Consider the following 19,534-nt stretch of genomic DNA (forward strand, 5'->3'; position numbering starts at 1 on the left):
CGGCGCGCGCGTAGCGTGGTGCGCATGACACCGTCCGAAGTCCTGATCGAAGCGTTCTCCCGCGTGCCCGAGACCGTCGAACGCGCCGTCGACGGCCTGTCCGAGGACCAGCTCGCAGCGCGCCCCGCCGCCGGGGCGAACACCCTGGCGTGGCTCGCGTGGCACACCGCCCGTGGGCAGGACGTCCAGATCGCCGACCTGGCGGGCACCGCGCAGGTGTGGACCGCGGACGGCTGGTACGAGCGGTTCGGCCTGCCGTTCCCGGCCGAGGCCCTGGGCTACGGCATGTCCCGCGACGACGTCGGTCGCGTGCGCGCCTCTGCCGCGCTGCTCACCGGGTACCTGCGCGCGGTCCACGACCGCACCGTCGCGTACCTCGGCACGCTCGGTCCGGACGACCTCGACCCCGTGGTCGACGACGCGTGGGACCCGCCCGTCACCGCCGGCGCGCGGCTCGTGAGCATCCTCGACGACTGCACGCAGCACGCCGGTCAGGCCGGCTTCGTGCGCGGGTTGCTGTTCTTCAACCGCTGACGCGGGGGCGCGGGCGCGGGCGCGGGCGCGCGGGCGCTTCGTGAGCAGAAATGGTCGGGTCCGACTCCGGGACCCGACCATTGCTGCTCACCATGTGACGGACGGGAGGCCCGGTACCAGCTGGTACCGGGCCTCCCGTCCGTCTCGGGGTCGCGTCTACCGCGCGGCGAGCTCCGACACGATGCCGTCACCGGGGGCGGCCTGCACCAGGTCCGCCGCGATCTCGGCACGCTCGAGGATGCCCTCGATCTTGCGGATGCGGCCACGCGGGACGAGGGTCACGACGGTGCCCTCCTTGCCGGCACGACCCGTGCGGCCGGAGCGGTGCATGTACGCCTTGTAGTCGTCCGGGGCGTCGGCCTGCACGACGAGCGACACGTCGTCGACGTGGATGCCGCGGGCGGCGACGTCGGTGGCGACGAGCACGTTCACCCGGCCGCTCGTCAGGAGCTGCAGGTTGCGGGTCCGGCGCGACTGGTTCAGGTCACCGTGGAGCGAGGTCGCACGGATGCCGGCGTCCTCGAACTGGTCGGCGAGACGCTCGGCGTAGGCGCGGGTCCGGGCGAAGACGATCGTCTTGCCGTCACCGGCGACGAGCTCCTCGAGGACACGGTCCTTCTCGCGCTGCTCGACCACGAGGACACGGTGGTCGATGGTCGAGGACGCCTGGTCCTCACCCGCGACCTCGTGCACGCTCGGCTCGTGCAGGAACTGCTCGACGAGCGCCGCGACCTGGGTGTCGAGCGTCGCGCTGAACAGCAGCTTCTGCGCACGGTTGCCCTGCGGGGTGACTTCGGCGGTGGCGGAGAGGATCTCCTGCACCGGCTCGAGGAACCCGAGGTCGCACATGTGGTCGGCCTCGTCGAGCACGGAGATGACGACCTCGCTGAGGTCGAGCTTCCCCTTGTTCATGAGGTCCTGCACACGACCGGGGGTGCCGACGATGATGTCGACGCCGCGCTCGAGCGCGCCCTCCTGACGGCCGTACGGGACACCGCCGTAGATCTGCGTGGTGAACAGCCCGACCGAGCGGGCGATCGGCTGCACCGTGCGGTCGATCTGCAGGGCGAGCTCGCGGGTCGGCGCGAGGATGAGCGCACGCGGGGCGCGGCCCATCTTGCGCTTCGTGCCGCCGCCGTGCTCCATGAGCTTCTCGACGAGCGGGGCGCCGAACGCGATGGTCTTGCCGGAGCCGGTGCGGCCACGGCCGAGGACGTCCTTGCCGGCGATCACGTCGGGGATCGTCGCCGCCTGGATCGGGAACGGGCTGCTGGCGCCGAGCTCCTGCAGGGCGCGGGAGATGTTGCCGCCGATGCCGAGGTCGCCGAAGGTCACGCCCTCGACGTCGGACGCCACGGTGGACTCGGCCTGGAGCTTCGCGAGCTTGACGTCGTCGGCGGGGACGAACTTGCCGCGCTCGGGCTCGTCGAACGAGCGGCGCGGGGCACGGTCCGTGCGGTCGTCGCGGTCGAACTTGCGCGGAGCGCGGTCATCGCGGTCGAACTTGCGCGGAGCGCGGTCGTCGCGGTCGAAGCTACGACGCGGACGGTCGTCGTTGTCACGACGGGGCGCTCGGTCGTCGCGGTTGAAGCTGCGCGGTGCACGGTCGTCGCGGTCGAAGCGACGGGGCCCGCGGTCGTCACGGTCGAAGGAACGACGCGGGCGGTCGTCGTTGTCACGACGCGGAGCACGGTCGTCGCGGTTGAAGCTGCGCGGAGCGCGGTCATCGCGGTCGAACGAACGACGCGGACGGTCGTCGTTGTCACGACGGGGCGCACGGTCGACACGGTCGAAGCTACGACGAGGACGGTCGTCGTGGTCACGACGCGGAGCACGGTCGTCGCGGTTGAAGCTGCGCGGTGCACGGTCGTCGCGGTCGAACGAGCGACGGGGACGGTCGTCGTTGTCACGACGGGGCGCGCGGTCGTCACGGTCGAAGCGACGCGGTGCTCGGTCGTCGCGGTCGAAGCGACGGGGAGCGCGGTCGTCACGGTTGAAGCCGCGTCCACCGCGGTCGTCGCGCTCCGGGCGGCGCTGGCCACCGCTGTCGCGGGGCTCCCAGTTCGGGCGGGCGGGGCGCTCGCCCTGCGCCGAGCGGCCGCGACGCTCCTCGGCGTCCCAGCGCTGCTTCTGGCGCGGCGCAGTCGGCTCGGCAGCGCGGAACCCGCGGTGCTTGCTGCTGCGTGCGGCGGGGGTGCCGTTCGGGTGGCGGGGACGGTCGGAGGCGCGGTTGTCCGCGCCCTTGTTGTACGGGGCCATGTCTGCTTTCTCGGGTGCGCAACGAACCGCAGCGCCCGACAGCGACATCGGCGGGGGCTGCTTGCGGAGAGGGGGTTCATCCCGTCGCGATTCGACGTGATTCCAGCCCTCGAGCAACACACACCCAACAAAAAGCCCGTGATCACGATGTCACGGCGTCGAAGGCCGACCGAGCGAGTCTACGCGACCCCGCGCTCTGATGCCAGCCCCGTCGTCGACGGACGGCCGCGAGCCGGACCCGCCCCGGGCCTCCCGGCCTGCCCGTCGGTCAGGACTCGGCGAGCCGCTGTCGTTGCTCGGCCACGTCGAAGTCCGCCTTCGGCCACGAGAGCTGCATGTCCTCGAGTGCCCGGAGCAGGAGCTGCTGCACCGCCAGGCGGGCGTACCACTTGCGGTTCGCCGGCACGACGTACCAGGGCGCCTGCGGGGTCGAGGTCCGGTCGAACACGATCTGGTACGCGTCCTGGTAGCGATCCCACAGCAGGCGCTCGTCGATGTCGGCCGGGTTGAACTTCCAGTGCTTGTCGGGGCGGTCGAGTCGCTCGCCGAGGCGTTCGCGCTGTTCGTCCTTCGAGATGTGCAGCATCACCTTGACGATCGTGGTGCCCTCGGCGGTGAGACCGTCCTCGAACTCGGTGATCGCGCCGTAGCGTCGCTCGATCTCGTCCGGCGCCGCGAACGCCCGGATGCGCTGGATGAGGACGTCCTCGTAGTGCGAGCGGTCGAACACGCCGAGCTGCCCGGCGCTCGGGAGCTGCCGCTCGATGCGCCAGAGGAAGTCGTGCTCGCGCTCCTCGGCCGTCGGGGCCTTGAAGCCCGCGTAGCGCACGCCGTTCGGGTCGACCGCACCGACGACGTGCGAGACGATGCCGCCCTTGCCGGCGGTGTCCATCGCCTGCAGGACCAGCAGCACCCGGCGCTGGTCGCCGGCGGTCGACGCCGCGTACAGCCGCTCCTGCAGGGCGGCGAGACGGGAGGCCCCCGCGGCGAGCGCTTCGAGCCCGTCGATCTTGCGGCCGGGGAAGCCCGGCGTCGCGTCCGGGTCGACCTGGTCGAGGCGGAAGCCCGGTTCGACGCGGAGCAGTGGTTCGGGATCGGCGTTCCAGGCCTTGCGACGGCTCACGGGTCCTCCTGCGGTCCGGGCGGCGGATGCCCCCTGCTCTCATCCTGGCACTGTCGTGGGTCCTCCGCTGGGTTCCTCCGCTGGGGTGACGTGGGCGGCTCCGGGTGCGGCTACCGTGGAACCGATGAAGTCCGGCCGCCGCACAGTGCTCGCGCTCGTCGCCGCGGTCGTGGCGCTCGGCGCGGTCGCGTCCTGCAGCACGGACCCCGTCGGCGACGAGAACGCGACGGTCACCGCGGACAGCGTCATCTACCCGCTGTCGCTGGAGTACCACGGCATCGACGTGGTCGCCGACGTGCCGTACGGCACGGCCCCGTTGCAGCGACTCGACGTCTGCCTGCCGGCCGACAGCGCCCCGGAGACGACCGCGACCCCGACGGCGACGCCGTCCGCCACCCCGACGGCCGACCCTGCCGAGGCCGCAGCCAGCACCGGTCGGCCCGCGGTGCTGATGATCCACGGCGGCAGCTGGTCGCACGGCGACAAGGCGACCGCTGCGTACCGGTCGGTGTGCAAGTACCTGGCGTCCGAGGGCTTCGTGACGTTCAACGTGGACTACCGGCTGGCGCCGACGGACCCGTTCCCGGCCGGCCTCGACGACGTGCGCCGCGCGCTCGACTACGTGTTCCGTCCCGCGACGCTCGAGACCTACGACGTCGACTCCCAGCGCGTGGGCGTGTTCGGCGGCAGCGCCGGCGGCAACCTCGCGGCGATGCTCGCGGTGACCGACCACGAGTCCGCCGCGTACGCCGAGGGCGACCGGATCCGTGCGGTCGTCGACCTGAGCGGCCCCACGAACCTGACGTCACGCTCGACCCGGGCCGACGGGGTGTCGGCGTCCTTCCAGCGGAAGCAGCTGCTCTACCTCGGCTGCCGGACGTACGCGAAGTGTCCGGCGGCCACCCGTGCGTCGCCGGAGTACCACGTGACCTCGGACACGGCACCGTTCTTCATCGGGCACTCGACGGACGAGTTCATCCCGCTGTGGGAGTCGCAGGAGTTCGCGGCCACGCTCCGGTCGAACGACGTGCCGGTGACGTTCGTGCAGGTCGAGGGCACGGCGCACTCGATCGCCCAGCTCGACGAGGCGATGAGCCGACGCGTGGCGACGTTCCTGCGGACCCAGCTGGGCTGACGCGCGGGCCGGTGGAGGTACGACCGCGGGTTGGCTGTGTGCCGCTGAAGCGACACTTCTCGCCGACGAGCGGCCGTCCGTGCCGCGAAAGCGTCTCTGTGCCGCCGGTGTTCGGCGGGGAAGTGTCGCTTTCGCGGGAACGGGAACGGGCGCGGGGACACGGGCGGGAGGGGGCGCCGGTGCGCTCGCTGCAACGCACACCGCCGCGTGCCCCGGGTGGGTGGCACCCGGAGTCGGGACTACTGCCGATCGGCGCCACGCCGCAGACTTCGGGGGTGACCGACACCTCGACCCGCCCTGCCCGCGCCGCTGCGACCCGTTGGGACCGTTCCGCGCTGCAGACCTCTGCGGAGTTGCTGCTCGGGCTGTCGTTCGCCGCCACCATGGCCTTCGGCGGGTACGCGGCCGCAACCGGGCAGATGGCCGTGTTCGCGCAGGGCGCCGGTGTCGTCTTCCTGGTCACGCTCACCTGCGTGCTCGTGTCGTGGTTCCGGGCCGTCGAGCGCGAGGAGCGTGCTGACCACCGGGCCACTGCGCCCGTCGTGCCGGCCACGGTCCCCGTGCCGCTCACGACCGCCGCCATCGCGGCCGTCGACGCCGAGTACCGCCGCTAGCCCGGACCGCCGCTAGTCCGCCGCGGCCGCCGCAGCCGCACGCCGGTCGGCCCGCCGCTCCCGGGCTCGCTCGACCACGAAGTACAGCGCCGGCAGCACCACGAGCGTCAGCAGTGTCGAGGACACCAGGCCGCCGATCACGACCAGTGCCAGCGGCTGCGAGATGAACCCGGACTTGCCGGTCAGGCCGATCGCCATCGGCAGCAGCGCGAAGATCGTCGCCATCGCCGTCATCAGGATCGGACGGAGGCGTCGCGTGGCGCCCTCGATCAACGCCTCGCGCACCCGCAACCCGCGCCGTCGGTACTGGTTGACGAGGTCGATGAGCACGATCGCGTTCGTCACGACGATGCCGACGAGCATGAGCAGACCGATCAGCGACGCGACGCCGATCGGGACGCCGGACGCGATCTGCAGCAGGATCGCGCCCGTCGCCGCGAACGGCACCGACACGAGCAGCAGCAGCGGCTGGAGCAGGCTCCGGAACGTCGCGACCATGATCACGTAGACGATCAGCACGGCGACCAGCACCGCGAGCCCGAGCTGCGAGAACGCCGACGACTGACTGGCGGCGACGCCACCGATGGAGGCGGTCGCTCCCTTCGGCAGGTCGAGCTCGTCGACGGCGGTCGTGACGGACTGCACGGCGGCACCGAGGTTGGTGGCGTCGGGCGTCACGGTGATCGTGGCGGTGCGGGCCGCGTTCGTCGTGGTGACGGTGGTCGGACCCTCGGACTCCTCGACCGTGGCGACGTCGGACAGCGGGACGGTGCCGGTGCTCGTCGGGACGTCGAGGGCACGGAGTGCGGCGATGGTCGTCGGCGGCTCGGGGTCGGCGATGTAGACGTCGAGCGTCGCGTCGTCGATCTCGATGCTGCCGGTGTCCCGCGGTGAGACGGCGGCCGCGACGAGGCCACCCACCTGGGTCTCGGTGAGGCCCAGCGACGCGGCCTTCTGCCGGTCGACCCGGACGGCGAGGAACGGTTCCGCGGCGGACAGGTTGCTCGTGGCGCCCGTGGTGTCCGGGACCGACTGCATGGTCTTCAGCACCTGGCGCGACGCCGTCTCGAGCTGCGACTGGGTCGGCGCGGTGACGTCGACCTCGATGTCGCTGCTCCCACCGAACCCGCCGCCGGAGGACGCGATGGTGACCTCGCCGACGTCCTCGATCACCCCGATCGACTTCCGGGCGTCGGCCTGGATCGTCGGCTGGTCGGCCTCGGCGTCGGTCGTCACGGCGTACTGCACCGAGGCGCTGCCGCCCCCGCCGAACGCCGCCTGGATCGACTGGCCGCTCGTGCCGATGGTGGTCTGCACGGTCTCGACGCCGTCGACGTCCTGCAGTGCCCGCTCGACCTTGCGTGCGGACTCGGACTGGACGGCGAGGCTCGAACCGGCTTTCAGGTCCTGCGTGACCGTGAACGTGTTCTGCCCCGAGTCGCCGAGGTAGTTCGTGGTGACGAACGGCAGCGTGGCGACCGTTCCGCCGAGCACGATCACGGCGAGGAGGATGACGACGACCGGCTTCCGGACGACCCACCGGAGCACCGGCAGGTAGACGCGGCGCAGACGGTCCACCCGGCCGGCGTCGTGCAGATCCGCCGCGGAGGCGAGCGCACCCTCCGAGCGGACGCCCTCGTGCTCGCGCTCGGCATCGATCGCCGACGGTGCCGCCTCCGCGTCCGTGTGCGCTTCCGCTGCCGTGGTCGCGTCGCCCGGCTTGGCCTTCGGCGGGCGCAGCCACCAGTACGCCAGCACCGGGACGATGGTGAGCGAGACGAACAGCGACGCGACGAGCGCCAGGGTGACCGTCACGGCGAACGGCCGGAACAACTCCCCCACGAGTTCGGCGACGAAGGCCACCGGCAGGAACACCGCGACGGTGGTCAGGGTCGACGCGGTGACCGCACCGGCGACCTCGCGCACGGCGTCCCGCACGGCCTGGCCGCGGTCGACGCCCGGCTGCATGTGCCGCTTGATGTTCTCGATGACGACGATGGAGTCGTCGACCACGCGGCCGATCGCGATCGTGAGGGCCGCCAGCGTGATGATGTTGAGCGTGTACCCGGCGGCGCGCATGCCGATCGCGGCGAGCAGCACCGACGTCGGGATCGAGATCGCGGTGACGAGCGTGGAGCGCCACGACAGCAGGAACACCAGGATGACGATCACCGCGAAGGCGAGCCCGAGCAGGCCCTCTTCGGCCAGGGAGTCGATGGACTGCTGGATGTAGGGGGCCTGGTCGAACACGACGGTGAAGCTGGGGTCGCCCTCGATCTTGTCCTCGATGCCGGGCAGGGCGTCGCGCACGGTGTTCGAGACGTCGACGGTGTTCGCTTCCTGCGTCTTCGTGATCGAGATCGTCAGCGCCTGCTGCCCGTCCACGCGGCTGATGGAGGTGCGCGGCGACTCGGTGATGGCGACCTTCGCGACGTCGCCCAGCGTGGTGTCGGTCGGCGTGGCCGCGGTCGTGGACGTGTCCGTCGCAGCGTCGCCGGTGGGAGCAGCAGCGGTCGCACCCGTACCGGTGGCACCCGCAGCCGTGCCGTCACCGGACGATGCGGTCCCGTCGGCGCCAGCGGCGCCCGACCCGGACCCGTCCGAACCCGACGAGCTCGACGAACTCGACGAGCTCGTCAGGGGCAGGGCGCGGATGTCCTTGAGCGAGGCGATCCGCTCGCCCGTCTGCACGGACAGCGTCGAGCCGTCCTCGGTGATCGTGCCGCCGGGGATCAGGGTGCCGTTGTCGTCGAGCGCGTCCGAGATCGCCGTCTGGGTGAGTCCCCGGGCGGCGAGCTCGTCCTGGTCGGGCGTGATGACGACGCGACGGCCCGGGTTGCCGAAGACGTCCGCCTGCCGCACGCCGTCGAGCTTCTCGAGGTCGGGGATCGCCGAGGCCTGCAGCCGGTCGACGAGCTGCTCCTGGTTGCCGGACGCCGAGACCGCGACCTGCAGCACCGGCAGGTCGTCGAAGGACCCGGTGACGATCTGCGTCTGCACCGAGTCGGGCAGCGACAGCGCGTTGACCGCGGTCTGGATCTTGTCCTCGGCGCTGGCCAGGTTCGATCCGTACTGGAACGACGCCGACACCACGCTCTGTCCGGTGGACGAGGTCGCGCTGGTGGACTCGAGGTCCGGCACGACCTGGATCGCCTGCTCGATCTTCGTCGAGACGTCGTTCGACACGACCTCGGGCGTGGCACCGGGGTACGCGCTGACGATCGCGACCTGCGGGAACTCGACGCTCGGGATCAGCTCCTGCTTGAGGTTCGACAGCGCGATGCCGCCGAAGATCGCGACGACGACGGTGACGAGCGCGATGAGGGCCCGGTTGCGGAGGCTGAAGACCGAGAGGAGGTGCACGTCATCGATCCTCGCAGCCGCAGCCCGTGCGCGCCCGCATCAGGCCGTCGGATCAGCCGCCCAGCAGCAGGTACGCCCCGAGCACGCCGACGGTGCCGACGACTCCCGTGCCCAGTCCGACCACACGGCCGACGGACGAGCGTGCGGTGCCCACCCCGACGGCCAGGAGCAGGACACCGACGACGATCTCGACCACCCAGGTGACCGGTCCGGTCGTGGCCACCACCTGCAGCAGCGCGCGGACCCCCTCGCCGATCAGGATCGCGGCGGTGACCCCGAACGCGCCGGCACGCCAGCGGGCGTCACGGGACCGGACGGACACCGCGACCGCGCCGGCGAGCAGCCCGGCGGGGATGCCGAGCAGGACCCACGGGTTCGTCAACGAGAGGGAGTCGGGGTACCCGCGCAGGTTCGTCGTGGCCCAGTACCCGACGTGCATGAGTTCGAGCAACACGACGCCGAGGGCCATCGCGAGCGGCAGGGCGAACCGGCCGGCACGGACCCCGGCGCCGATGCAGAGCGCCACGGCGACGAGGAACCAGGGGCCGGCCGAGTTCGCGACGGACGACAGTGCAGGCACGGCCTGCCCGAACGAGGTGAGGACGCCGGCGAGCAGCGCACCGCTCAGGGCCATCGTGACGCGCACCACGGCGGGTACCGCGGGGCAGGGTGCCGACGAGGACGACGTCGGAGACGCAGCAGCGGCCGGAGCACCGGCGGACAGGGTCGCGTTCATGGCATCAGCATCGCCGCAGCCGTCCCGGGCCACATCACCCCGGGGAGCGACATGGCGGGTGCATCTTCACCCCAGAGGATGACGTGCCGGCGTCAGACCACCGCGGCGAGCGAGCCCCGCACCCCGGTCGACTCCCCGCCCACCCGCGCCCACGCCCGTTCGAGCACGTCCACCAGACGCCCGCGGTCCGCCGGCGCCATCGTGAACGGCACCCGCAGGAACCGTTCGAACCCACCGTCGGGGCCGAACACCCCGCCCGAGGCCAGCACCACCCCCTCGGACCGCGCGGCGAGCACGAGCGCACTCGACACCGGCCGCCCGAGGCCCACCCACGTCGTCAACCCGCCCGCCGGCGACGGGACGTCCCACTCCGGGAGCCGTGCCCTGAGCGCGCCCACGACGTCGTCGCGACCCTGTCGCAGGGACTCGCGCCGCGCCTCCAGGACGGCCGCCGTCCGTGGGACCAGCTCCCGCGCGACCAACTGGTCGAGCACGGGCGTGCCGAGGTCGCCCGTCGGGCGGGCGGCGAGCAGCCGCTGCAGGAGCGCCGGTGCAGCGCGGATCCACCCGATCCGCAGGCCGCCCCAGAAGACCTTGTCGGCCGACCCGATCATCACGACCGACGCCCCCGACGGGTCCGCCGCTGCCAACGGCAGCGACGGCGAGCCCTCGATGCGGAGCTCGCCCATCGTCTCGTCGGCGATCACCGTCGTGCCGACCGACGCCGCGACCGACAGCAGGAGCTGGCGGGTCGACGCGGTCATGGTCGCACCGGTCGGGTTGTGCAGCTCGGGCATGACGTAGGCGACGGCCGGGGCGGTCCGGCGCAACGTCGTCTCGAGCGCGGCGGCGTCCCACCCGGTCCGCGCGTCGACCGGGACGCCGACGAGTCGTCCGCCGGCCTCGCGGAACGCCTCGTGCGCGTGCGGGTAGGTCGGCGACTCGACGAGCACGGCGTCACCGCGGCGGACGAGCACCCGGGCGAGCAGGGCGATGGCGTGCTGCGCGCCGATCGTCACGATCACCTGGGACGGGTCGGTCGGCAGCCCGCGCGCGGTGTACCGGTCGGCGATGGCGGCTCTGAGCCCGGGGTCGCCCACGGTGTCGTACCCGATACCGGCGAGCGCCGCTGGCACGTGCCGCACCGCCCGCTCGACCGCTTCGGCGACCCCGGGAGCCGAGTGCAACGCGGCCTTGCGCAGGTCCAGCAGTTCGTCGTCGACCACGCCGCCGAGCCGTTCCGGGTCCGGGCGACCGATGAGCGACGCCGGCAGGTGGACCACGCTGCCGGAGCCGCGGACGGACACGACGAACCCGTCGGACCGCAGCCGGGCGTACGCGTTCGCCACGGTGGTGCGGGAGACACCGAGGGCGGCGGCGAGCCCGCGCTCCGCCGGGAGCCGCACCCCCTGCGCGACCCGGCCGTCGATGACGAGCACCCGGATGGCGTCGGACAGTGCCTCGTAGGCCGGTGCATCGGTGCCGTCACGCCAGTCGGTGAGCAGCAGGGCAGCAGAACGGGCACTCAGCAGCACGGGGGTCATGGGTCCACGGTAGCGCGATTGGCTCTCGACCAGCAGTCCAATCGGAGCGGACGATGAACCCATGCCCCGCAGCACCGCCCTCACGTTCCGCTTCGTCCAGCTCTTCGTCGGCCTGTTCCTCTACGGCGCCTCCACCGCGCTGCAGGTCCGAGCGGTCGTCGGCGTCTCGTCGTGGACCGTCCTGACGCAGGGCCTCGAGAACGTGGTGCCGTGGTCGTTCGGCGTCATCACCGTCGTGTCGAGCGGCGTGATCCTGCTGCTCTGGATCCCCCTGCGGCAGAAGCCGGGCATCGGCACCCTGCTGAACGCCCTGGCGATCGGACCGAGCGCCGACCTGGTGCTCTGGCTCGTGCCGGAGCCCTCCGGCCTGCTCGCCCGGATCGCCCTGTTCGCCGGGGGCCTGGTGCTGCTCGCGATCGCGACGGCGTTCTACATCGGCGCGGGGTTCGGCACCGGGGCCCGCGACGGCCTGATGGTCGGGCTGCACGAGCGCCTCGGCTGGCCGCTCTGGCTCGCGCGCACCCTGGTGGAGGTGTCGGTCGTCATCGTCGGGTGGATCCTCGGCGGGAACGTCGGGGCCGGCACCGTCATCGCCGCCTTCGCGATCGGCCCGATGGTGCAGCCGCTCATGCCGTTCTTCCGGCGGTTCCCGTGGAGCCCCGAGCGGCGGGTCGTGCGCGAATCCCTTGCGGAGTCGCGAGTCGCGATATAACGTGACTTCCACAGACGCGATACATCGCGAGTTGGAGGAAGCACCATGGCGCAGGAGAAGTGGCTCGTCGACGAGCCCAAGGTCATCGACACCGGCATCGTCCGCACACTCCGTGTCGGACTCGTCGGTGGTCAGGTGGACGTCGTCGCACACGACGAACCCACCGCACGGGTCGAGGTCCACAGCGTGTCCGGCAAGCAGCTGAAGATCGAGGTCGACGGCGACACGCTCACCGTCGACCACCCGCAGATCCGGTGGGACGACCCCATCGGGTTCCTCAAGTCGTTCCGCGGCAAGGCACTCGCGGACGTCAGCATCCTGGTCCCCCGCGACGCCTCGGTCACCCTGGGCGTCGTCTCGGCGGGCGCCCTGCTGTCCGGCACGAACCGCGGCGCGATGCTCAACACGGTGTCCGGCGACCTCGTCGTCGACGGTGTCGCCGGCGACGTCACGGTCAACGCCGTCTCCGGCGCGACGACCATCCGCGAGCTCGACGGCGCCCTGACGGTCCACACGGTCTCGGGTGACGTCGTGGCCACGGGTGAGATCCCGCGGTTCCAGGCGGACGGTGTGTCGGCCGACGTCGTGCTCGACCTGCACGGCGTGCCGGAGTCGGCGCGCGTCAACACGGTCTCCGGCGGCGTGAGCGTCCGGCTCGAGGACGGCGTCGCCTACCAGTGCACCGTCAGCACGGCGTCGGGCAAGCTGCAGTTCGACGACTCCGAGATCCGCGGTGTGCGCGGCTCCTACGTCAAGCAGGGCGGCGAGCTGGCCGGCCAGTGGCTCGACCTGCGGGTGAACTCGGTGTCCGGCGACATCGCGGTCCTGCACGCCCCGCCGGCGGCAGCGGAACCGACCGCGGCCCCGACGACCCCGACCGCACCGACCACCCCGGCTCCGCCGACTGCACCGACCACCCCGGCCGCCCCGACCAACGACGGCGAGGTGCCCGGCGGGGTTTCCGGTACTGCTCCCGCCGCCGACACCACACCGACCAACGACGGCGAGGTGCCCGAATGAGTCCCGTCTTCGCCCACGGCCACCTCCGCCTGTACCTGCTCGTGCTGCTGGCGGACCACCCGATGCACGGCTACGAGCTCATCCAGGCCCTCGGCGACCGGTTCGGCGGCACCTACGTGCCGAGCGCCGGCACCGTGTACCCGCGCCTCGCGAAGCTCGAAGAAGAGGGCCTGGTCTCGAAGACCGCCGACGGCCGCAAGACCGTCTACGCGATCACCGAGGCCGGTCGCACCGAACTCGCGGCGCGTGCCGACGAGATCGCCGCGGTCGAGTCCGGGGTCGCCGACTCGGTGAAGTCCCTGGCCGACGGCGTCCGCGCCTCGGTCGGCGAGGCGATGCGCTCGCTCCGTGCCGACCTCGCCGCCTCGGCGGAGAGCCCCGGCACCGGCGCCCACGAGGACCCCGTCTCGGTCCCGTCCGAGAGCGCCCGTGCCCTGCGCGAGCTCGAGATGGCGCTGTCGTCGTTCCGGCAGCAGGTCCGCGCGGACCTGCGTCGGCGCGCGACCCGCGGCACGCTCCGCGCGGACACCGTGACGCGTCTGCGGGACGGCCTGGAGGCCCTGCGCAAGTCGCTCTGACGGCCCGAGCCCGCCAGGCGGTCGCGCCCCGCGCCTCCCGGCCGCCCTCCGCACCACCCGCCCTCGGAACCAGGTTCCGGACACAGCACCACGCCGATCCGTGGTGTCGTGACCGGAACCTGGTTCCGTCACGGCACGGGGGCGAACCCGTCCAACACGTCCACCACCGCCAGACGCTCACCGTGCTCGATGCGGGCGATGGTGGTGCGGACGGCTGCCAGCTGCCGGGCGAGCCGGTCCCGCTCGCGCTCGAGGCCGACGACGTGCGCGGCGAGCGCCGACGCGTCGTCCGGCTCGGTGTCGAGCCGCCGGCCGATCTCGGACAGACCGAGGCCCGTGCCGCGCAGCAGCAGGATGCGCTGCAGCCGGACGAGTGCCCGGTCGTCGTAGCGGCGGAGTCCGCCGTCGCCGACGGCGGTGGCCGGCAGCAGTCCGATGGCGTCGTAGTGGCGGAGCGTGCGACTCGACACCCCGGCGGATCGCGCAACGTCGGCGATGCCGTGGGGCGCTTTCGCAGCTGCGGCGGCGTTGTCTGACGGATCCCTCATGCACCTCACCGTAGAGGTTGACGCGGCGTCAACCGCAAGGGGCCGCCCGGAGTCGGAGCGGGCGACGTGCGCCCGACCGGGAATGACCGCCCGGGCACCCGTGTTGACTCCCGCCCGGAACTGAGTAGGTTTGCCGCTCGTGACGAACGAGGTCCGGTCGCTGAAAGCGCGACTGATCGGGGATCCCCTCCCCTCCGAGAAGCTCGAAGGACAGCTCCTCCCGAAGCACCTGGCCCTGCCGATCTTCGCGAGTGACCCGCTGTCCTCCGTCGCGTACGCACCGCAGGAACTCCTGATGATCCTGCTGCTCGGCGGCATGTCGTTCCTGACGTTCGCACCGTGGGTGGCCGCGCTCGTCGTGCTGCTGCTCGTCGTGGTCGTCGCGTCGTACCGGCAGCTCATCAAGGCGTACCCGTCGGGTGGTGGCGACTACGAGGTGGCGCACCGGAACCTCGGCGAGAAGGCCGGCCTGGTCGTCGCGAGCGCACTGCTCGTCGACTACGTGATGACGGTCGCGGTGTCGGTGGCGTCCGGCGTGGACAACATCATCTCGGCGCTGCCGATGCTGAACGACGTCCGCGTCGAACTCGCGCTCGTGTTCGTCGTGCTCCTCGCCGCCACGAACCTGCGCGGCGTGCGGGAGTCGAGCAAGGCCTTCGCCGTCCCCACCTACCTGTTCGTGGCGTCCGTCTTCGTGATGGTCGTCACCGGCCTGGTCCGGGTCGCCACCGGGCACGCTCCCGTCGCCGAGTCCGCCGGCTACACCGTCGACAACGTGGAGCACACCACCCAGGCGGCGTTCATCCTGCTGCTCCTGCGCGCGTTCGCGTCCGGCTGCTCGGCGCTCACGGGCGTCGAGGCCATCGCGAACGGCGTGCAGGCCTTCCGGCGCCCGAAGATCAAGAACGCGCAGGCGACCCTGGTGGCGATGGGCGGCATCGCGATCGTCCTGTTCATCGGGCTCATCACCCTCGCGCTCGTGTCCCGCGTGCACTACGCCGAACGCGCCTGCGACCTGCAGGGGTTCGCCGACTGCGCCTCGACGCCGCAACGGTCCCTCATCGCCCAGATCGCGGCGGCGACGTTCGGCGACAACTCGGTGCTGTTCTTCGTCATCCAGGCGACGACGGCCGCGGTCCTGCTCCTCGCCGCGAACACGGCCTTCAACGGCTTCCCGCTGCTCGGTTCGATCCTGGCCCGCGACTCGTACGCCCCGAAGGCCCTGTCCACCCGCGGCGACCGGCTCATCTACTCGAACGGTGTCATCGTGCTGGCGCTCGTCGCGGCAGCGCTGCTCGTGGTCTACCGGGCGAACGTCACGAGCCTCATCCAGCTGTACATCATCGGCGTCTTCGTCTCGTTCACGCTCGGTCAGACGGGCATGGTCGTGCACTGGACGCGCCTGCTGCGGGCAGACCGGACCGGCACCGGGGACCCGTCCGTCAACCGCGCGCAGGTGCTGCGCTCACGCACCATCAACGCGATCGGCGCCACCTTCACGCTGGTCGTCCTGGTCATCGTCACGATCACCAAGTTCACGCACGGTGCCTGGCTCGTCTTCCTGATCATGCCGATCCTGTACGTGCTCATGCTCGGGGTGAACCGGTACTACCGCGACGTCTCGCACGAGATCGAGGCCGACGTCGAGACCGAGTTCGGCGCGACCGGCGACCACGCGGTCGTGCTGGTGAACAAGCTGCAGAAGCCCGTGCTGAAGGCCATCGACTACGCGATCGCTGCCGAGCACGCCAGCTGCGAGGCGGTCCACGTCGCGATCGACGACGCCGACGCCCAGCACCTGCGCGACCAGTGGGCCGAGTACGGCATCCGGATGCCGCTGACCATCGTGCCGAGTCCGTACCGCGACATCTCGATGCCGCTCATCAAGTACATCAAGGCGCACCGGCTCGAGCACGGCTCCGAGGTCGTCACCGTCTACACGCCGATCTTCATCGTCGGCCACTGGTGGGAGGGCCTGCTCCACAACCACCGCGGCCGTCGCATCCGCAAGAAGCTCCTGCTCGTGCACGGCGTCACCGTCGCGCTCGTGCCGTGGCTGCTCGACTCGTCGGAACTGCTCTACGGCCGCCGGTCGCGTCCGCTGCCCGGCCAGGAGCGTCGTGGCGAACCGGTGCGCCCACCGCTCCGCCGGTCCGGAGCGGGCTCGGCCGCGGCACCGGTCGACGGCTCGGCCGACGACCGCCTGGCCCGGTCGGCGCAGCGGAACAGCCTGCAGCCGCGGAACGGTCCGCAGCCGCGTCGGGCCACTCGTCCGGCGGGTCCCGCCGAGGGCGTCGACCCCGCGCTCTGCACGGGTGAGCTGCACGCGCTCGTGCCGACCTCGCCGCGCCGGGGCGACGAGTCGTAGCATCTGACGTCATGACGATCACGGACCTGCGGACGTTCGCCACGTTCGACGGCCACGGCGGCAAGGTGTCGAAGCGCGTCGAGGTGCTGGACCACGAGCCCGCCGCGGGCAGCCCCCACGAAGGACTCGTCGCGGTGCGCGGCGAACACCCCCTGGGTGCGCTCGACGAGCGCGCTGCCGACGAGTCGGCAGCGCTGGCGCGCGGCGTCCCCAGCGTCGGCTGGGTGGACCCGTCGACGCTGCGCGACTGGTACCGCCCGGACCGCGTGGTCATCACGCGCCTCGAGGCGCGGCAGTCCGGCATCGAGCCCGGCCTGTACGCCGATTCGCGCGGTCGCGGACGGGTCCGGATCGACGGCCTGGAGGCACGGCTCGCCCCCGACGGTCGGCCTGCCTTCCGCGCACTGGCCGGTTCCGACGCGCCCTGGGTCGTCGACGTCCCGCTGCCGACGGACCAGGCGGTGCGGCTCGTGGCGGTCTCCGAGGTCGACGAGGGCTTCGAGGTCGTGACCGCTCCGGTGTCCCCGTTCCTGCAGCCCGGCGAGTACGCGGCCCACGACGACGACGTCCCCGGGCTGCCCCCGCGGCCGTCCAGCGGCCGGGTCGTGGTGTCCGCGACGGTACTGCTCGACGGCTCGCTGCACGAGGTCGAGCGGATCGACGAGCAGGCCGCGACGATCTGGGTCCGGCGCGACGGGCGCGCGGTGCCGATCGCCACGAGTGCGGTCGGCCCGGACCTGGTGCGCTACACGGCCACCCCGGCCTGACGGGGGACAGGCGGCTGCGCGGCGCGTCGGGGGTGCGGCGTAGCGTCCCCGGCATGAGTGATGCAGAAGAGACCCTCGGCGGCGCCCGTCCGGACCCGTCGACCGACGCGAGCAAGGACCCCGAGCAGTGGGTCACCGGTGACGAGCCGATGACCGGACCGCAGCGCAGCTACCTCGACACCCTGGCCCGCGAAGCCGGCGAGGAGCTCTCCGCCGACCTCACGAAGGCCGAGGCCTCGGAGCACATCGACCGCCTGCAGCAGCAGACCGGACGCGGCACGGACTCGTCGGGTTCCTGAGTGGGGGTCCGCCCTTCGGCGGACCCCAGCCTGGGCATGTTCTGGTCATATCCGGGCAGACCCCCGGACGAGGGGCTTCGATGACGTGTCACCGGATACCTTCGTGGCCATGCGAACGACATCGACCTCCATCGGCCTGACCGCGCTCCGCATCGTCCTCGGGGTGGTGTTCATCGCGCACGGCGCGCAGAAGTTCGCCCAGGGCATCCCGAACGTCGCCCAGGGCTTCTCCGGCATGGGCGTTCCGCTCGCCGACGTCGCCGCGCCCCTGGTGGCCGGTCTCGAACTCGTCGGCGGCGTGCTGCTCGTGCTCGGCGTCGCGACCCGCGTCGTGGGTGTCCTGCTCGCCGTCGACATGGTCGTCGCGGGGTTGCTCGCGCACGCGTCGTCCGGCTTCTACTCGCAGGACGGCGGCTTCGAGTACGTGCTCGTCCTGGCGGTCGGGTCGCTCGTCGTGGCGCTGACCGGACCCGGGCGGTTCTCGCTCGACGCCGTGTTCCTGCTCGCGTCCCGCCGGCGTCGTGGCGTGCAGGAGCCCCTCCCCGCCTGACCCGCGTCGCGGCGGTGCTGCCTGCGGCCGCCCCGTCACGCTGCGCACGGTGCGCGCTTCGTGTGCCCGTGCGAGGTTGAGCGCTCGGTGCGCCGACAGAGCCTCGCACCGCGCTGGCAACCCCGCACCGCCCGACGAACCTCGCACCGTGCGCGGTCCGCCGACCCCGCACCGCCCGACGAACCTCGCACCGTGCGCAGTCCGCCGACCCCGCACCGCCCGACGAACCCCGCACGATGCGAGGGCATCGGGCTCACGTGGCGGCGAGCACGTCCATCACCTGGCGGGCGATGAGCCGTCCGGCCCGGTTCGCACCGATCGTCGACGCCTGCGGCCCGTAGCCCGCCAGGAACAGCCGCGGCTCGTCGACCGATCGCCCGTCCGCCACGACGACCCCGCCGGCCGCGGTCCGCAGGTGCAACGGCGCGAGGTGCCGCAGGTCGGCTCGGAACCCGGTCGCCCAGAGCACCGCGTCGGCGTGCACGTGCGTGCCGTCGGCCGTGACCACGCCGGTCTCGTCCATCCGGGTGAACATCGGCTGGTCGCGCAGGATCCCCCGGTCGATGCCCGCCCGGATCCGCCGCGAGACCGGGACGCCGGTGCCGCTGACGATGCTCGGCAGCACCTCGCCGGCACGGGCGGCCCGGTCCTGCTCGTCGACGGCCGCGACCGCGGACTCGAGGTCGAGCGACGCGGTGTCCGCCCACACCACCGGCCGCCGCGTGAACCAGTGGGTGGACCGGGCGACACCGTCGAGCTCGAGCAGGAAGCCGATGGCACTCGTCCCGCCGCCGACCACGACGACGTCCTGCCGCGCGAAGTCCGCGGCGCTCCGGTAGTCGGTGGTGTCGAGTTGTCGTCCGCGGAACACACCGCGGCCCGGGTACCACGGCACGAACGGCGTGCCCCAGGTCCCCGACGCGTTCACCACGACGTCGGCGCGGATCCGGGTCTCCGTGCCGTCGGCGGACCGCGTCGTGACGCAGAGTGCGCCAGCTGCCGTGTCGCCGTCCAGCCGGGAGACCGACGAGACCGAGACCGGACGTCGGACCCGCAGGTCGTAGTGCTGCTCGAACCGCCGGTAGTACTCCCCCACGACGTCCCGGGCGGGTCGTGACCGATCGGCGTCGTCGAACTGCAGACCCATGGCCCGCATCCCGGGCAGGTCGTGCACGCGGTGCGCCGCGCCGAGCCGCAGGGCCTCCCACCGGAACTGCCAGGCACCACCCGTGCTCGGGGCACGGTCGAGCAACACCAGGTCGGTGCCCGGCACGAGCCCCAGGCGGCGCAGGTGGTATCCCACGGACAGTCCGGCCTGCCCCGCACCGATCACGACCACACGGGCGTGCTGGTCGACTGGGTTCTCGAGGGGTTCGGTCATCAC

17 protein-coding genes are annotated in these 19,534 nt (G+C 72.2%); 10 read left to right on the top strand and 7 right to left on the bottom strand.

Annotation, left to right across the window (positions count from 1 at the left end; translation table 11 throughout):
* Window positions 1-24: 24 nt before the first annotated feature.
* Complete coding sequence (locus ACVKXF_RS00540; protein ID WP_222659529.1) at window positions 25-534, top strand: mycothiol transferase; 510 nt, start codon at window positions 25-27, stop codon at window positions 532-534.
* Window positions 535-690: 156 nt separating this feature from the next.
* Here the strand turns inward: ACVKXF_RS00540 and ACVKXF_RS00545 are convergent, their stop codons facing one another.
* Both ACVKXF_RS00545 and ACVKXF_RS00550 read right to left on the bottom strand, forming a co-directional pair.
* Entirely contained in the window at window positions 691-2,793 is a 2,103-nt protein-coding gene (locus tag ACVKXF_RS00545) for a DEAD/DEAH box helicase (protein WP_456794523.1), read from the bottom strand.
* Window positions 2,794-3,061: 268 nt separating this feature from the next.
* Window positions 3,062-3,916 carry a PPK2 family polyphosphate kinase gene (locus ACVKXF_RS00550; RefSeq protein WP_340197904.1) on the bottom strand — a complete coding sequence of 285 codons (855 nt, stop codon included), beginning with the start codon at window positions 3,914-3,916 and terminating at the stop codon, window positions 3,062-3,064.
* A 124-nt stretch (window positions 3,917-4,040) separates the two neighbouring features.
* Between ACVKXF_RS00550 and ACVKXF_RS00555 the strand changes: the two genes are divergently transcribed.
* Both ACVKXF_RS00555 and ACVKXF_RS00560 read left to right on the top strand, forming a co-directional pair.
* Window positions 4,041-5,051 (top strand): alpha/beta hydrolase, encoded by a 1,011-nt coding sequence (locus ACVKXF_RS00555; protein WP_396290168.1) that lies wholly within the window; start codon window positions 4,041-4,043, stop codon window positions 5,049-5,051.
* A gap of 275 nt (window positions 5,052-5,326) precedes the next feature.
* On the top strand, window positions 5,327-5,665 hold the full coding sequence (locus tag ACVKXF_RS00560) for a hypothetical protein (RefSeq protein ID WP_123310242.1): 339 nt from the start codon (window positions 5,327-5,329) through the stop codon (window positions 5,663-5,665).
* A gap of 12 nt (window positions 5,666-5,677) precedes the next feature.
* On the opposite strand, the gene ACVKXF_RS00565 is transcribed toward ACVKXF_RS00560, so the two are convergent.
* The 3 genes from ACVKXF_RS00565 to yczR form a co-directional block, all read right to left on the bottom strand.
* Window positions 5,678-9,028, bottom strand: a complete 3,351-nt coding sequence (locus ACVKXF_RS00565) for an efflux RND transporter permease subunit (RefSeq protein ID WP_456794524.1) — start codon at window positions 9,026-9,028, stop codon at window positions 5,678-5,680.
* Window positions 9,029-9,080: 52 nt separating this feature from the next.
* Window positions 9,081-9,764 carry a DUF6518 family protein gene (locus ACVKXF_RS00570; RefSeq protein WP_340197906.1) on the bottom strand — a complete coding sequence of 228 codons (684 nt, stop codon included), beginning with the start codon at window positions 9,762-9,764 and terminating at the stop codon, window positions 9,081-9,083.
* A gap of 92 nt (window positions 9,765-9,856) precedes the next feature.
* Window positions 9,857-11,308, bottom strand: coding sequence for a MocR-like transcription factor YczR (gene yczR, locus ACVKXF_RS00575; protein WP_456794525.1), 1,452 nt, complete (start codon window positions 11,306-11,308; stop codon window positions 9,857-9,859).
* A gap of 61 nt (window positions 11,309-11,369) precedes the next feature.
* Between yczR and yczE the strand changes: the two genes are divergently transcribed.
* The 3 genes from yczE to ACVKXF_RS00590 are packed head-to-tail and all read left to right on the top strand — an operon-like array spanning window position 11,370 to window position 13,618.
* Window positions 11,370-12,020, top strand: coding sequence for a membrane protein YczE (gene yczE / locus ACVKXF_RS00580; protein ID WP_456794526.1), 651 nt, complete (start codon window positions 11,370-11,372; stop codon window positions 12,018-12,020).
* A 45-nt stretch (window positions 12,021-12,065) separates the two neighbouring features.
* Window positions 12,066-13,040 (top strand): DUF4097 family beta strand repeat-containing protein, encoded by a 975-nt coding sequence (locus ACVKXF_RS00585; protein WP_456794527.1) that lies wholly within the window; start codon window positions 12,066-12,068, stop codon window positions 13,038-13,040.
* Window positions 13,037-13,618: a PadR family transcriptional regulator gene (locus tag ACVKXF_RS00590; RefSeq protein WP_123310252.1), complete on the top strand. Its 582-nt coding sequence runs from the start codon at window positions 13,037-13,039 to the stop codon at window positions 13,616-13,618. Before ACVKXF_RS00585 ends, ACVKXF_RS00590 begins: the two co-directional genes overlap by 4 nt.
* Window positions 13,619-13,746: 128 nt before the next feature.
* Here ACVKXF_RS00590 and ACVKXF_RS00595 read toward each other — a convergent pair whose 3' ends face one another.
* Window positions 13,747-14,166 carry a MerR family transcriptional regulator gene (locus ACVKXF_RS00595; RefSeq protein WP_123310254.1) on the bottom strand — a complete coding sequence of 140 codons (420 nt, stop codon included), beginning with the start codon at window positions 14,164-14,166 and terminating at the stop codon, window positions 13,747-13,749.
* A gap of 130 nt (window positions 14,167-14,296) precedes the next feature.
* Here ACVKXF_RS00595 and ACVKXF_RS00600 point away from each other — a divergent pair, with 130 nt between their 5' ends.
* The 4 genes from ACVKXF_RS00600 to ACVKXF_RS00615 all read left to right on the top strand — a co-directional run bounded on the left by ACVKXF_RS00600 (window position 14,297) and on the right by ACVKXF_RS00615 (window position 18,150).
* Window positions 14,297-16,534: an APC family permease gene (locus tag ACVKXF_RS00600; RefSeq protein WP_340197910.1), complete on the top strand. Its 2,238-nt coding sequence runs from the start codon at window positions 14,297-14,299 to the stop codon at window positions 16,532-16,534.
* Between the two features lie 11 nt (window positions 16,535-16,545).
* Window positions 16,546-17,301, top strand: a complete 756-nt coding sequence (locus ACVKXF_RS00605; protein ID WP_340197911.1) for a hypothetical protein — start codon at window positions 16,546-16,548, stop codon at window positions 17,299-17,301.
* A gap of 53 nt (window positions 17,302-17,354) precedes the next feature.
* Window positions 17,355-17,600: a DUF3072 domain-containing protein gene (locus ACVKXF_RS00610; RefSeq protein WP_123310260.1), complete on the top strand. Its 246-nt coding sequence runs from the start codon at window positions 17,355-17,357 to the stop codon at window positions 17,598-17,600.
* Window positions 17,601-17,709: 109 nt separating this feature from the next.
* Window positions 17,710-18,150 (top strand): DoxX family protein, encoded by a 441-nt coding sequence (locus ACVKXF_RS00615; RefSeq protein ID WP_123310262.1) that lies wholly within the window; start codon window positions 17,710-17,712, stop codon window positions 18,148-18,150.
* Window positions 18,151-18,403: 253 nt separating this feature from the next.
* On the opposite strand, the gene ACVKXF_RS00620 is transcribed toward ACVKXF_RS00615, so the two are convergent.
* On the bottom strand, window positions 18,404-19,531 hold the full coding sequence (locus tag ACVKXF_RS00620) for an NAD(P)-binding domain-containing protein (protein WP_456794528.1): 1,128 nt from the start codon (window positions 19,529-19,531) through the stop codon (window positions 18,404-18,406).
* Window positions 19,532-19,534 lie beyond the last annotated feature (3 nt).

The sequence above is a fragment of the Curtobacterium sp. PvP017 genome (genome assembly GCF_054060195.1).